The 15,237-nt window shown below is 43.1% G+C and carries 14 protein-coding genes; 9 read left to right on the top strand and 5 right to left on the bottom strand.

The window, feature by feature from the left end; translation table 11 throughout:
• Positions 1–21 precede the first annotated feature (21 nt).
• From FD716_RS02425 to FD716_RS02415, 3 genes are all read left to right on the top strand, one after another.
• Positions 22–1,632 carry a purine-cytosine permease family protein gene (locus FD716_RS02425; protein ID WP_139850778.1) on the top strand — a complete coding sequence of 537 codons (1,611 nt, stop codon included), beginning with the start codon at positions 22–24 and terminating at the stop codon, positions 1,630–1,632.
• Positions 1,633–1,931: 299 nt separating this feature from the next.
• Positions 1,932–2,867 (top strand): LpxL/LpxP family acyltransferase, encoded by a 936-nt coding sequence (locus FD716_RS02420; RefSeq protein ID WP_139850777.1) that lies wholly within the window; start codon positions 1,932–1,934, stop codon positions 2,865–2,867.
• 161 nt (positions 2,868–3,028) lie between these two features.
• Positions 3,029–4,138, top strand: coding sequence for a glycosyltransferase family 4 protein (locus FD716_RS02415; RefSeq protein WP_139850776.1), 1,110 nt, complete (start codon positions 3,029–3,031; stop codon positions 4,136–4,138).
• Between the two features lie 338 nt (positions 4,139–4,476).
• Here FD716_RS02415 and FD716_RS02410 read toward each other — a convergent pair whose 3' ends face one another.
• Entirely contained in the window at positions 4,477–5,589 is a 1,113-nt protein-coding gene (locus FD716_RS02410) for an endonuclease/exonuclease/phosphatase family protein (protein ID WP_139850775.1), read from the bottom strand.
• 192 nt (positions 5,590–5,781) lie between these two features.
• Here FD716_RS02410 and asd point away from each other — a divergent pair, with 192 nt between their 5' ends.
• The 5 genes from asd to truA all read left to right on the top strand — a co-directional run bounded on the left by asd (position 5,782) and on the right by truA (position 11,141).
• Positions 5,782–6,900, top strand: a complete 1,119-nt coding sequence (gene asd / locus FD716_RS02405; protein ID WP_139850774.1) for an aspartate-semialdehyde dehydrogenase — start codon at positions 5,782–5,784, stop codon at positions 6,898–6,900.
• Between the two features lie 239 nt (positions 6,901–7,139).
• Entirely contained in the window at positions 7,140–8,051 is a 912-nt protein-coding gene (locus tag FD716_RS02400; RefSeq protein ID WP_139850773.1) for a type IV pilus assembly protein FimV, read from the top strand.
• A 56-nt stretch (positions 8,052–8,107) separates the two neighbouring features.
• A complete protein-coding gene (locus tag FD716_RS02395) occupies positions 8,108–9,307 on the top strand; it encodes a hypothetical protein (protein WP_139850772.1) in 1,200 nt (399 codons plus the stop codon).
• Positions 9,308–9,363: 56 nt separating this feature from the next.
• A complete protein-coding gene (locus tag FD716_RS02390) occupies positions 9,364–10,335 on the top strand; it encodes an asparaginase domain-containing protein (protein ID WP_139850771.1) in 972 nt (323 codons plus the stop codon).
• An 8-nt stretch (positions 10,336–10,343) separates the two neighbouring features.
• Complete coding sequence (gene truA / locus FD716_RS02385; RefSeq protein ID WP_139850770.1) at positions 10,344–11,141, top strand: tRNA pseudouridine(38-40) synthase TruA; 798 nt, start codon at positions 10,344–10,346, stop codon at positions 11,139–11,141.
• Positions 11,142–11,300: 159 nt separating this feature from the next.
• Here the strand turns inward: truA and FD716_RS02380 are convergent, their stop codons facing one another.
• Positions 11,301–12,308 carry an AraC family transcriptional regulator gene (locus FD716_RS02380; RefSeq protein ID WP_139850769.1) on the bottom strand — a complete coding sequence of 336 codons (1,008 nt, stop codon included), beginning with the start codon at positions 12,306–12,308 and terminating at the stop codon, positions 11,301–11,303.
• A gap of 229 nt (positions 12,309–12,537) precedes the next feature.
• Between FD716_RS02380 and infA the strand changes: the two genes are divergently transcribed.
• Positions 12,538–12,759 carry a translation initiation factor IF-1 gene (gene infA, locus FD716_RS02375; RefSeq protein WP_139850768.1) on the top strand — a complete coding sequence of 74 codons (222 nt, stop codon included), beginning with the start codon at positions 12,538–12,540 and terminating at the stop codon, positions 12,757–12,759.
• Positions 12,760–12,825: 66 nt separating this feature from the next.
• Here infA and FD716_RS02370 read toward each other — a convergent pair whose 3' ends face one another.
• The 3 genes from FD716_RS02370 to FD716_RS02360 all read right to left on the bottom strand — a co-directional run bounded on the left by FD716_RS02370 (position 12,826) and on the right by FD716_RS02360 (position 15,189).
• Positions 12,826–13,191 carry a lysozyme inhibitor LprI family protein gene (locus FD716_RS02370; protein WP_139850767.1) on the bottom strand — a complete coding sequence of 122 codons (366 nt, stop codon included), beginning with the start codon at positions 13,189–13,191 and terminating at the stop codon, positions 12,826–12,828.
• 306 nt (positions 13,192–13,497) lie between these two features.
• Positions 13,498–14,577 (bottom strand): 3-isopropylmalate dehydrogenase, encoded by a 1,080-nt coding sequence (leuB, locus tag FD716_RS02365; RefSeq protein WP_139850766.1) that lies wholly within the window; start codon positions 14,575–14,577, stop codon positions 13,498–13,500.
• 39 nt (positions 14,578–14,616) lie between these two features.
• Entirely contained in the window at positions 14,617–15,189 is a 573-nt protein-coding gene (locus tag FD716_RS02360) for a hypothetical protein (RefSeq protein ID WP_139850765.1), read from the bottom strand.
• Between the last annotated feature and the right edge of the window lie 48 nt (positions 15,190–15,237).

Genomic DNA, 15,237 nt, shown 5'->3' with positions numbered 1-15,237 from the left:
TATCAAGAAGGAGTATTTGCTATGCAAGAATCATCAACACAACCACAAGATGTAAAAGATCACCGCTTAGCCATAAATGAAACCTTAGAAGACTATACCCTACGCTATGCCCCGCATAGCTTTAGACGTTGGAGCTCCAAAGTCGTTTCCATCACGGCGCTAGGCGGTATTGCCTATTTGGCCGATATGTCGATTGGCGCCAGCATTGGTTTGTCTTACGGCAGTGTGAATGCCATTTGGGCCATCCTTTTTGCCGCAGTGATTATTTTTATCACCGGCTTCCCCATCGGCTATTACTCTGCGCGTTATAACATTGACCTCGACCTGATCACCCGTGGTGCAGGCTTTGGTTATTATGGCTCGGTGCTCACCAGCCTGATTTATGCCAGTTATACCTTTATCTTCTTTGCGCTCGAAGGTTCGATTATGGCGCAGGGGCTATTTTTAGGGCTTGATGTGCCGCTGTGGGCGGGTTATCTGATCTCCACCATTGTGGTGATTCCCTTGGTGATTTATGGCATGAAAGCCTTGAGCCAACTGCAACTGTGGACCACCCCCATCTGGCTGATTTTAATGGTGGGGCCAGTCGCCTATCTGATTTATCAACAACCTGCCTTGGTACATAGCTTTGGTGAGTTTACTGGCACTGCTGGCTATGCACCGGGGGATACTGCCGCGATTATGCTGGCGGCTGGGGTGTGTTTATCCTTGATTATGCAGATTGGCGAACAAGTCGATTATTTACGTTTTATGCCCGCCAAGACCAAAGAAAATAACCGTGAATGGTGGATCTCGATGCTTTCGGCAGGTCCAGGCTGGGTGTTCTTGGCCGCGATCAAACAAATCATTGGCGCATTTTTAGGTTTTTATATTCTCACCAAAATTCCCGGAGTCGATAGCACTGAACCCGTTCGGCAGTTTAATGAAGTGTTTCACAACATGTTGCCCGATTGGGTTGCGCTGACGCTTGCGGTGATTTTGGTGGTGCTATCGCAAATTAAAATCAATGTCACCAATGCCTACTCTGGCTCTTTGGCATGGACCAGTGCCTATACCCGCATGCGTAAACATTATCCGGGACGCACTGTATTTGTCTTTATCAATTTGGCCATCGCCTTGGCCTTAATGGAAGGCAATATGTTTGCCGTGCTTGCCAATATTTTAGGATTCTATGCGAACTTTGCCATTGCTTGGGTCACCGTGGTTGCCACGGATATCAGTATCAACAAATATCTACTTAAACTGTCACCGAAACGCCCAGAATACCGTCGCGATATGCTCTACAACTTTAACCCGGTTGGTTTGGTGTCTTTTATTGCAGCAGCGGGGCTGTCGATTGCCGCCTTCTTTGGCTTATTAGGTCAGTTTTTATCATCCTACTCCCCACTAATTGCGCTGATCATTGCCTTTGCACTCACCCCGATTATGGGCATTATCACCAAGGGGAAATATTATATTAAACAAAGTGATGATGGCATCAAAGAACCGCGCTATAGCCTTGATGGCACCCCAATCGCGACGGTTTACTGTTGTGTGGTCTGTCATGAGAATTATGAACGCCCAGATGTGCTGATGTCTGCGAAGCATCAGGGAATCATTTGTTCTTTATGCAAAACCTTAGACCAGGACTAAACGGGAGCAACCGAATCCCGCCTCTCCTTTTCAAGATACAAGGCTGGGAGAGCTTCGTTCTCAAATCATCTTCAGCCAAATGGATAGTTTCGATAAAGCATACAGCGCTCAAAAAACATATAGCTACCGATTAGATACCGATACGAGGCAATGGAGGATTTTAAAAATCCTCCATCCATATTTGATCACCAAGACGGAATTTCGACATCAGGGTGCAACAACACGAACTTTCATACATTATTTCCGCTTCATGCTAAACTCAATCGCATTATTTACTAGATCAACTCCTCATCTGCCTAATGAGTCATACATCTTCCTATTCGCCGGGTCAATTTCAATGGTCTTTTCTACTTCCAAAGTATTGGGGCATTTGGATAGCCATCGTGTTTCTTATGCTTTTGGCGATTCTGCCGTGGGCGCTACAACATCGTCTAGCCACTTGCTTGGGAAATATTGCATTTAAGCGCCTCAAATCACGGCGCAAAACCACCATGCGTAATTTAGAAGTGTGTTTTCCTGAATGGTCTGCGCAACACGTTGAGGACAACGCACGTCAAGTCTTTGTCGATATGATGTTGGGTGTCTTTGAAACACTGAATGCTTGGTACAGCCCCAAATGGTTTCAAGGTCGAGTGAGCATTGAAGGACTCGAACATATTCAACAGGCACAAGCGGCTGGCCATGGTGTGTTATTGATGGGAACACACAGCACCTTGCTAGATGCAGGTGGTTATATTTGTTCACAATATTTTGATCCCGACGTGGTCTATCGACCACAGAACAACCCGCTGTTTGATATGCTGATTTATCGTTGCCGCCAAACTATTTATGGTGCGCAAATCGATCATGATGATATGCGTGGTTTGATTCGACGCCTACAACAAGGCCATGCCATTTGGTACAGCCCAGATCAAGACTTCGGTTTAAAACAAGGCATTATGGCGCCATTTTTCAATGTGCCCGCAGCCACAGTGACCGCACATCGACGCCTCCTTAAAATTTCTAAAGCCGTGGCGATTCCACTGTATTTCTATCGCGAAGGTGATGTCCGTGATCCGCGCTATCGTATTCTAATTGAGCCAGTCATTGAAAATATGCCGAGCCAAGATGAACTAGATGATGCGACACGTACCAATAAAATCATTGAAAATCAATTACGCATCGCACCAACTCAATATATGTGGTTCCATCGACGTTTTAAAACACGTCCAGAGGGGTATAACGAGATTTACTGATTTATTTTGTCTCAGTTTTGCCTAAGTAATACAGGTTTGGAGAAGCTGCTATTTAATTTGTATTTACTTCTTCACTTCTATTCGTTTACATTTACCGCTTTGGGCTTATCTTGGCCTGATCACTTCACTGCAACCCACCCAACACAAAAAGGCCCATGCTCATGAAAGTTATGCAATTACTTCCTGAATTAAATAGTGGTGGTGTTGAACGCGGGACCTTAGAAGTGGCCAAAGCCTTAATCACAGCAGGACATGAATCACTGGTTGTCTCCAATGGTGGACGTTTAGTCCCGCAGCTTGAAGCTGAGGGGTCGCAACACTTAAACCTACCGATTCAAAAGAAATCTTTGGCGAGCCTCTGGCAAGTTCGACCATTGCGCAGACTTATTTTGCAACATCAACCCGATATTTTACATGTGCGTTCACGTGTACCTGCATGGATTACCCATCTTGCTTTAAGAGGTATTCCTGTTGCAAAACGTCCGCACTTAATCAGCACAGTACATGGCTTTTACTCGATTAATCGCTATAGCGCCATTATGACCCAAGCCGAAAAAGTCATTGCCGTATCAAACAGTGTGGTCGACTACATCACCAGCCATTATCCAAATTGTCCACCTGCAGATATTGTACGTATTTATCGTGGAATCAATCCACAAGAGTTCCCACATGGCTATCAGCCTGCAGCACAATGGTTTCAGCAGACTTTTCATGATTATCCGCAGTTAGAAGACCGCTTTATTATTTGCCTGCCGGGCCGTATCACACGCCTTAAAGGCCATGAAAATCTGATTGAACTGATTGCAACCTTACGTAAAAAGTTTCCACGCTTACATGCCGTGGTGGTCGGTGGTGCAGACATCAAGAAAGCCGCCTACTTAGATGAACTTGAACAAAAAATTAAAGACAAAGGTTTAGTTGACGATATTACCTTTGTCGGTCATCGTAGTGATATTCGTGAATGGCTGGCGTTTAGCGATGTGGTGTTGTCATTATCCACTCAAGCGGAAACTTTTGGTCGTACTGCTTTAGAGGCATTGTCTTTGGGTACCCCGGTGATTGGGTGGAACCGGGGGGGTGTTGCTGAAATCTTATCGCAACTGTATCCACAAGGCTTAATCGAAGTCGACAATCAGGCGGCACTTCTCAATGCGATTGAACGACAAGTTCAACAGCCTGATTATATTCCTGCAGTCACACAATTTAGTTTAGATGAAATGTGTGGTCAGATTTTAGCCCTCTACCAAAGCGTGGTCGAGCGTAAATACTAACCATAGGAAGGAAAATTGACGGTATCACCGGCAGCTCAACACCTAAACCTATTTTGACCGTGCCATAAAACATAATCCGAGTTCTGCGTCCTGCAAAACTCGGATTTATGAGGTCATGTTTTTAACTTTTTTTATTGTGTGATTTCCATTTGCAATCATCATATCCCTGATGCGAATTCCCTCGGCGGTACAACTTCCATCATCGGGACTCTTCCATTCCCATGTCCTTGTGCCGATAAAACAAGAATAGTTGGAATATCAATCATTGCCTAGCCACTTAATGCTTAATTCAATGTAAGTATATACTTACAATAATTATGGCCTTCGCGTATTTAAATTTAGCGATGCTCAGGCTGTACAATTGGATCAGTGACTGGTTTTTCTTCAAGCTCTGCTTTTTCAATGCCATCTTGAATCGCTTGCTGTGCATCTTTTTCATCTTCAGCCGTTACCGTGAGTATCTCTTGGCTTTGCTCAAAAACTTTTCCAGTTTGTAATACTGTATAAATCGGGAAATGGTCTGATCCGATATGTTCAAGCCTCTCCATATGCACCAATGCAAAATCTCGGCTATGGAAGATATGGTCCAGAGACCAGCGCAATAAAGGATAATCGGCATGGAAAGTATTAATATATTTACGACCGACTCGTGGATCTAGCAAACCACTCATACGTTGAAATAATCGAGTGGTACGTGACCATGCCACATCATTTAAATCCCCCATGACAATACAACTCTCATCATGATCTTTAATCGTACTCCCAACTATAAGCAGTTCAGCATCTCTTAAGGTCGAATCTTTAGCTTCAGTCGGACTGGGTGGCTTTGGATGTAAACAAAATAAACGTACAGGCTGTCCTGAGCGTAATTTGACCGTAGCATGTATAGATGGAATTTCATCACTCAAAATAAATTTAACTTCTGTTTCCAACAGCGGCAAACGACTATATAAATGCATGCCATATAAGTTATCTAAAGGTACAGCAACCCGATATGGATAATCAGTATTTAATATGGATAATGCATTTTGCCAAGCTTGATCACTTTCTAACGTTAAGACCAGATCAGGTTGTAACTGATTAATTTGTGCTATGAGCAAATGATATTGATCATTCGGTGTCAGTACGTTGGAAACCAATAATGAAATTTGTTTACTATCTTGAATTTGCTCAGGTTTAACTTGATATACCTGTTTTTTCCAGACAAATGTATAAGGCAATACCATATACATCTGATAACCCAATGCTGTCATTAATAAAATAAGCAAACCGATACGCCATATATCCCATGCTGCTGGCCAAAACAACATAAACAATAAGCTAATCAATCCAAATGCTAGTATTTGTAATCGAGGAAAATCCGCAATTCTAAACCACCACTCATCTCTTGGAATAAGTGACCAAAAACTGAAGAACACGACTACGAATGCACATAAATTAATCAACACCATAATCTGTTCCCTTTTCTAATAAATAAAATAATCTAGTTCAAAGATATTACGGCCAATGATTTTGAACCTACATAGAAAAAAAAAATTTCACAAGAATATTGCTGTTTTGATTATGTAGTACTTGCAGTTATAAGTGCTTTTGATACACTCAAGCCCCCTTTTTTATTTTTTAACGCACCGAGGCACAATGACATGAAAGTAGGTCTGGTCGGTTGGCGCGGGATGGTTGGTTCCGTCCTTATGCAACGTATGGTTGAAGAGAATGATTTTGCTCACATTGAACCATTCTATTTTTCTACCAGTAATGCAGGTGGTCAAGCCCCTGCATTTGGTGGTAAGACTGCCCCAGCACTTATGGATGCAACGGACATTAGTCGTCTGAAGCAAATGGATGTCATTATTACCTGCCAAGGTGGTGACTATACATCTGAAGTCTTCCCAAAACTCAAAGCTGAAAATTGGAATGGCTATTGGATTGATGCAGCATCAACCCTGCGTATGGATGATGAAGCCATTATTGTGTTAGACCCAGTCAATCTCAACGTCATCAAAGATGGCTTGAGCAATGGCAATAAAGTCTTTGTTGGTGGTAACTGTACCGTATCCCTGATGTTGATGGGTGTTGGCGCATTGTTCCAAAACAACGCTGTAGAATGGTTATCCGCAATGACTTATCAAGCGGCTTCCGGTGCTGGCGCGCAAAATATGCGTGAACTCATCACTGGTATGGGCTACCTTTACAACAGCAGCAAAGATTTACTCGATGATCCTAAGACCCCCATCTTAGACATCGACCGTAAAATTGCTGAGTTACAACGTGGCGAAGGCTTCCCTTCTGCTAACTTTGGCGTACCACTGGCAGGTTCTCTCATTCCGTATATCGACAAACAGCTTGAAAGCGGTCAATCGAAAGAAGAATGGAAAGGTCAAGTTGAAACCAACAAGATCTTAGGCAACGCACAAATTGTGCCGATTGATGGCCATTGTGTTCGTATTGGGGCAATGCGTTGTCACTCTCAAGCACTCACCATCAAGCTGAAAAAAGATATTCCATTGGATGAGATTGAAGACATGATTCGTCAATCAAATCCGTGGGCAAAAGTGATTCCAAATACCCGCGAAGCGTCAATGACTGACTTAACCCCTGTTGCAGTAACAGGGACATTAAGTGTTCCAGTCGGCCGCTTGCGTAAACTCAACATGGGCAAAGAATATCTCGGTGCTTTCACTGTTGGTGACCAATTGCTTTGGGGTGCTGCTGAGCCATTACGTCGTATGCTTCGCATCTTAATTGAGCATAAATTGGGCTAAGCCTGCGCTCAAACAGCTGCGATTGAAAAAAGTATTTCATTCAGCACAGTGAAGCCTACGCTATTAAAATTCAAAGTTGCCAAGCCGATCAAATTTGATCGGCTTGTTTCATTTCATCCGTGTTAAAAAGTCGATTTGGGCCAAATGAACTGCGTTATACTTTCGCAAGAACCGTAAGCATCACACGCTGAACCATGATGAGCACCCATAAAAACTTGAGATTCCCCATCTTTATAATCATGCTTTTTGCGTCAAAGCATAGCCTTGCAATTAGTTTTGAACCGATCCAACTTCAATCCAATCCCAGTGAATTATTTTATGCAGAAATAAAATACCGCAATGTTGAACCGCGAACGGTGCTGGAAGTCAGCCTTGCCAATGCTGAAGATCTGAGTTCGCTGAGATTACCCGATCAAAATCACCCACATTTCAATATTTACATCCGAAAAACTGGCGATGGTCGTCAGGGCATCATTGTCTTGACTGCATTACAACCCATCCCCCACAGTCAGCTCAATCTACTCCTCAAAATCAAAGTCGATAATGTCATTCATTTTCAACAAGTAAACTGTGACCTAAATCAATTGCGATCCACTTCATCAACCTCAATAAATGAGCAAGTTTTTCTGCCCCAAAGCATTGCGCACGAAAGTGAAATTGCATTAGACCTCCCCAATACAACCTCAAGACAATCTCAGCTCAGTACGGCCTCCTTTGAACCGCTTTATCCCGCAAATGCAGCCGCAATGACGGCTTTAATCAGCAGCGAGCCCCTTGAGCAACCTTCATCTGAAAATGAACCCGAAAATCAGCCGATTGAGCCATACAGCACCAAAGCACTCAATCCCGACATCAATTTAAATACAACAGCAGACCCCGACGATGGTCTCGAAGCCATACCACAAAGCTATCTGGTTCGAGGCAGCCAATCCCTTTCACAAATTGCAGAGCAAATCGCACGAAGTACCCATCAAAAGACCAGCACAGTCATGCAAGAACTGAAACGAAATAATAGACATGCTTTTATTCAAGGAGACCCAGACCGATTACGCAAAGGCGCAACGCTACACTTTTTTCTACCAGAAAAACCGATGCATTCAATTACGCAACCGTCCACAGAGCAACTTAGAAGCACAACTGAAATCCCTTAAAGCAGTCAATACACTCCAATTTCCAAACAGCTAAAACACAATAAGGAGAATTTACTATGAGCTACATTATTGTTTTTATGGTGTTATTACTGGTTGTACTGATTATTAAAAGACAGCGAGCGCAATCAAAACCAGCACAATCTAGAGCGGTACAACAGCATTCACATAAAAGTACGGAGCGACTCTCATTTTTAAGTCAAAAGCTTAATAAAATCCCGGTGGTCGCTCAAGCAACACGTGCACGAAAACTCATTACGGACGCTGCGGTGGATGATGATTTCTCTAAAGATGAATCCGTACTTGAATTGAAAAATGATTTTGCACAAGAAGCTCAGCTCAATATCGCCTTAAAGAAGGATCCCACTCAATATCCTTTGTATCTTGAACTCCTCAACTTACATTTGAGCCATCAAAATCATCTTGCGGTACAGCTGCTCTTATTACAGATTGAAAAAGTTTCACACCCTGACTTATATCAACAAGCACTTGAGCTACAACGTATCGATCAATTGCAGCACGCTCCCCAAGTCAGCCCACTCGCGACTCAGATGGAGCCCCAACGACCAGACGCAAGTGATGCCACCTCAATTGCTCTGACCAATCCAAGCGAAGAGGATCTAGAAATCGTATTAACTGCACCTCAAGCGGGTAAAACCACAGATGTTGCAGAATATTCATCCAATCCAATCAATGCACTCTATATACAAGGGTTAGATCCAGATCCTAATGCAATGACATCCCCCCAGCATGCTACGGCTGAGACTGAACTTGAATTAATTGAATACTTTATCGATCAAGCACATTCAATTAAACCCAGCGCCAAAATTAGGGCAGTCGATCAAGTCCCCCAAACCACTGAATTACCACCGATACCTCCCTATACTCCTGAACAAGCTCACCCACTGAATCCCAGCACGCGAGAACAAACTGCGCTCAAAACCAGCTTCTCCGAACCACCAACTTCGGCAGAAATACAGGCAGCAGATGCCGCCTTAGTACTTGAGATTGAAGAGCAGTTTAAATCCAATATGATCACTCCAGAGACAACAATAGTCGCGGCTACCTCCCCGATTGATCTCTCCTTTCAGGATCAACACGCCACACTCGAATTTGATTTCCCAGAAATAAAAGGCACCACTGAAATAGCTCAAGATCAAATCATTGCGTCTGAAAACACAAACTTATTTAAAATTGAGTTTGATCCATCTGAAGTGGAATCACACCTACAAACATTGAAAAAGGAAGCTAAAAAATAGCATCCGCAGCACTTTGCCACTAACATAGGTCATCACTATAAAAAGCTGGCAATGTCATGCAAAAAATAGCGTTAATTTATATGGGTGGTACCTTCGGTTGCGTCGGTGAGCCCTTAGCCCCAATGCCTGAATCGGCATTTTTAAAGCAATTGAAGGCCTATCTCCCACAACACGCACATATCGATTGCTTTGCGGCGATTAGCATTAAAGACAGTAGTGCTTGTACCGCAGTAGATTGGTTGTTGCTGATTCAACAAATTCAGCAACTTCAAACTGAATATCAATACTTTGTGGTGATTCATGGTACAGATACCATGAGTTATGCCGCTGCGACCTTGGCACGATTTTTACAGCACAGTAGCCACGTGGTACTCACGGGAAGCCAATATCCTCTGCTGCGTCCTGAGGGCGATCAGCTGCTGCAACCAAGCGATGCTTTAGACAATTTAAATTTTGCATTCGAACAAGTACTGCAAGTCAATGCGGGCGTGTATTTAGCATTTGATCAGCAGATTTTTTATGCAGCGACCAGCCTTAAGCAACATACCACGGCCTTAGATGCATTTTATGGGCAGGTGTATGATGCCCAATTGCAGACGAAGGCTGTTGCCGCATTCCAAGTCGAAGCACAACATATCGAACAAGCCAAACAGCTCAATATACTCAATTGGATGTTACAACCCATTGAAACAGATAAGTTGGCTAAAAATCTTGAGCAGCTTGCCCTAGACCCACCTCATTTTCTTATTTTACAAGGCTATGGCATGGGTAATATTGCAGCCAGTGCCGCACTTTTAGCGGCCTTGCAACAACTTAGGCAACGCGGATGTATCTGCATACTCACCACTCAAGTTCCACATGGTGGCCTTGAGCAGCGTTATGCCATCAGTCAGTGGCTGCTTGAAACCCAAATTAAAATCACCGATTGCCAAGGTCATGCCGATCTTTATGCCAAAATCCTCAAAATTTATTTACAATACCGCTCTCCCGATCAATGCACTGCGCATTGGTATGATCATTTTGAATAGAGGTTCCTATGCAACGTTTCGCAATTGGTATTGAGTTTAGTGGTGTCCGTTATCGCGGTTGGCAAACTCAACAAGCTGGCGTACGTAGCGTGCAAGAAACCATTGAAAAAGTGCTCAGTAAAATTGCAGATGAACCGATAATTTTGCATGGCGCAGGTCGAACCGATGCAGGTGTGCATGCCACCAATATGGTCGCGCATTTCGATAGCTCAGCCATTCGAGAAGAACGTGGCTGGTTGATGGGTTCAAACAGCCAATTGCCAAAAGACATTGCGATTCAATGGATTCTGCCCATGGAAAATGACTTCCATGCGCGCTTTAAGGCACAGGCACGGCGTTATCGCTATGTCACCTACATCAATCCCTATCGCCCTGCTTTACTGCATAAACAGGTCACGCACGCCTATTATCCACTCAATGTTGAATTGATGATCGAAGCTGCAAAAAAATTTGAAGGCACACATAATTTTGAAAGTTTCCGTGCCTCATCATGCCAATCCAAGCAACCGGTGCGTCATGTAAAACACTGTCGTCTGATTCGCCACGGTGCCTTTTTAGTCTTAGATATTCAAGCCGATGGTTTCTTGCATCATATGGTACGCAATATCATGGGTTGCTTACTTGAAGTAGGCCAAGGCTTATATCCTGTCGAGCAAATTGATGCCATTTTTGCAGCAGAAGACCGTAAAGCTGCGGGGATTACCGCTCCGCCAGATGGCTTGTATTTTATTCATGCTGACTATCCTGAACAATTTCAGCTTCCCAAACTTCCGCTTGGCCCGCATTGGTTAAACATGCCCGATTAGTCTGTATGCCCACTGTATTACCCTAAAAGATTTAGATCTAACAAAAAGCCCCGAATATAATAATTCGGGGCTTTTTACGATCGAAGACTGAATACGGTATGTTAAGCATTTACCTTCGCTACATTTTCAATGCAATCTTGTGCTTAGCCAATCTCTAACTTAACGCTGTTTACGTTTGCGGTACTCAACGGGTGTCTCACTGGTCCAACGTTTAAATGCACGATAGAAAGTACTCGGCTCAGAAAAACCGGTCAGATAAACAATACGCTCAACGCTTTCATTGGTTCCCGCCAGTAATCTTTTGGCTAAACGACAACGGTAGTCAGATAAAATTTGCTGAAAACTGGTATTGGCTTCACTCAGTTGAGTACGTAAACGTCTTGGGGTAATACTCAGTTGCGCCGCAACGGTTTCTAAGGTGGTTTCGCCACTCTCCAACGTTGAGCCAATTGCACGACGGACTTCACCTACCAAGTCATAACGTGCCAACTCTTGTAACTTCTCAATCGCCAGTTGCTCGTGCAGCTGCAACAGCTCAGGTTCAGCTTGCCAGAGCTGATATTCCAAAATAGTCGGATCAAAATACAAGCGAGTTTCTTTTTGTCCGATACTCACTGGGCACTCATAAACACGCAGATATTCATCTGGCATGGCGCCATTATTAAAGTCAAAGTCGATATAAATCGGTGCAAAACGACCTTCAGTAATAAACTTAAAAAACCTTAAAATTCCAGTCATTGCACACTCTGAGAAGTGTCGGTTCACCAAACTATCCGACCAAGATTGTACACCGTTGCTGAGATAACAACGATCTTCCTCAATCACCAATTTGGCATGAAAAGCATCACTAATCAGACGTTGATAAGCCAAGGCACGTTTTAGGCCTTCACCAAAATTTTCACTACTAATAAAAAGATGTTCAATCACTTGACCACGATAAAGTGGCAGATGCTCACCTAAGTGCAAACCAATATCAGGGTCTTTACTGACCTCTTCTGCAGCCACCCAAAAAGCGTACTGCGCATTCAAAGGTGTCCGTGCATTTTGATCTACTTGATTTAATGCGACACCAGCCTTTGTTAAAATTTCTTCTGTAGGCAAACCTGCACGACGGATCGCTTGATAGCCTAATCGTAAAATAACCGAAGCATCAGTTAGCTGACTCACGCTATGCCCTTCCTTGTATGTCTTTAATTTATACTTGAAAATAGTGGATTTAGATTAACGTCGATTGACCATACTGACAACGATTATACGCAATTTTTTGTTGAAAATGTTTAAAGTTATGTTCGCTCAAATTAGCCACAGATGGTGATTACAAGTTCATCTTGATCTTGTGTTTTTGTAAAAAATTGCCTATAATTTGCGCCTTTCCAATTTGATCATCAGGTAGGCTATGGCCAATAAAGAGGAACTTATCGAGTTCGAAGGCGTTGTCACCGAGACGCTTCCTAATACTATGTTCCGTGTACGTTTAGAAAACGGTCACGAAGTTGTTGCGCACATTTCTGGTAAAATGCGTAAACACTACATTCGTATTTTAACGGGCGATAATGTTAAGGTCGAAATGACACCTTACGATCTCACAAAAGGTCGTATTACATATCGCGCACGCTAAGTTTTAGTGTAAGCAAAAAGCCACCTTTTCGTGGCTTTTTATGTTTCTTTAGGTGATGTCTGTGAATTAATCGGCCAATGCCGTGCTTTTACAGCCAATCGTTTGACATTCACGTATGCGCTCGCGCAACCAATTGTTTCGCTGCTGTGTGGTCGTTAGTCTGCACTGCACATCTACGCCTGTATCCGTAGTGCACTCTGCATCTCGCGCACGAATCCAACCCAGCTGTGATTTCTTTAAAACAGCTTTTTGATTGGTATTTAATTTTGATCTTAGGGTTTGATAGTTGTTATTTAGCTCTAGATCCGCACTGGCATAAACCTTATTGGTGCAGTAGATATCATCATAGGTATTCCGTGCATTGTCACAGTTATCGGCAAATGTGAAGCCAGATAGACTTAGCAATGTCAGACAAAATAGTGTTTTTTTCATTGTGAGAAGCTCCTGATTCTTGATCGAATAAAACTTAAATTTTAGTTTTTATGTTAAATAGCACGCATTCAGTATAAATAACAACCACAACCTAACTTAAATGCTAAATCTAAAACAACTTTCTGCATCTATTTCTTCAGTGTATTTTTAAATCTTCTCGCATTGGTGATATTACACAAAATCCAACTGCACATACCGTCACCAATTTGCCGATCTGACAGGAGTATCTAATTCATAGATCTCCTAAAAAGCAGATATAAAAAATGCAGCCGAAGCTGCATTTGTAAATTCAACGCAAGACCAATATTAGCCCAATGCAGCAACTACAGCAGCACCCATTTCAACGGTACCCACTTTTTGCATGCCTTCAGACAAAATATCTGCGGTGCGAAGACCTTGATCAAGTACATGACCAACCGCGTCTTCAATTGCTTTCGCAGCAGCCTCTTGATGGAAGGTATAACGTAGCATCATTGCGACGGACAAAATCGTTGCCAATGGATTGGCAATATTTTGACCTGCAATATCTGGTGCTGAGCCATGACAAGGCTCATACATGCCTTTGCCTTGCTCATCCAATGACGCAGATGGCAACATGCCGATTGAACCAGTCAACATCGCAGCTTCATCAGATAAGATATCGCCAAATAAGTTACCGGTCACAATCACATCAAACTGTTTCGGTGCGCGCACCAACTGCATTGCCGCATTATCAACGTACATATGTGACAAGTTAATATTTGGATACTGTTCTTGTTGTACCGCTGTGACGGTTTGCTTCCAAAGCTCAGTGACTTCCAATACGTTGGCTTTATCGACAGAGCAAACTTTACCACCACGTAGACCGGCAAGATCAAAAGCAACTTTGGCAATACGCTTGATTTCAGACTCAGCATAGACATCCGTGTTGTAGCCTTGCTTTTCACCATTTTCAAGTACACGAATACCGCGTGGTTGACCGAAGTAAATACCACCCGTTAGTTCACGTACAATCAGAATATCTAAGCCAGCAACCACTTCTGGTTTTAAACTTGATGCATCTGCCAATTGCGGATACAAAATTGCAGGGCGTAAATTTGCAAATAAATTCAATTCACTACGAATTTTTAAGAGGCCACGCTCTGGACGAATTGAACGTTCGATTTGATCCCATTTCGGACCACCAACAGCCCCCAATAAAATTGCATCGGCTTGTTGCGCTTGCGCTGCGGTCACTGCTGGGTAGGGTTCACCATGTGCATCAATTGCAGCACCACCCAATAGGCCATGTTGCCAAGTCAAATCCAGTGCAAATTTTTCATTGACACGCGTAAGTACTTTTTCAGCAGCGGCAACAATTTCTGGACCGATACCATCACCAGCGAGGATTAAGATTTGTTTAGACATTTTTTATTCCAGATCAACACGCAAGCCCCAATGGACTGCTCAATAATAAATTCGTTGTTCAACAAACTCCCCCATTCCCGTCATCACATTATAAGGACGACAAAAACGGCGAATTGGTCGTTGCTCTTGCAATAGATCAACACATAATGGTGATGGGGCTGAAACGTTAAACAGACTCCCTGCACCGATTTTGCGTTTACGATACATTTTAAAGTGATAGCGCTGATTGGCTTTAAACGCATGAATCACATGAAAAACTTCAGCATGCTGTTCAGAAATAGGATAAAAGCGAATCACCATTTCGTGCTGTTGTGCCGGAACAGTCAAATACAATCCGCTATCGGTTAGCATATGACCTGTTAATCTCACCCAGCCTTTTTGTATGGCTTCGGGATTTACCCGTTTGGTCTGATCATTCACAATCACGACTTTATTCAAGCGTTCAAATTCGCAATTTTCAGCCCCTTCACAATAAATTTGAACATTATTTTCAGGGAATGTCGCTGCTTGCTTAATTTTCAAACGATCTGTGGTCTGTTGTGTCACCTGACACGCACTCAACATAAAGCCTGCCAAAGCAATTAAAATATGCCGCCTGAAAACCTTGATCATTGTGATTGCCTTACTCCCGCTTACGAAACGATCTATACAAATCCGTTT

The sequence above is a fragment of the Acinetobacter pullicarnis genome, assembly GCF_006352475.1.
In the GTDB taxonomy this organism is placed as follows: Bacteria; Pseudomonadota; Gammaproteobacteria; order Pseudomonadales; family Moraxellaceae; genus Acinetobacter; species Acinetobacter pullicarnis.
The sequence above is the reverse complement of the archived record's forward strand: the minus strand, read 5'-3'. Positions and strand labels throughout refer to the sequence as shown.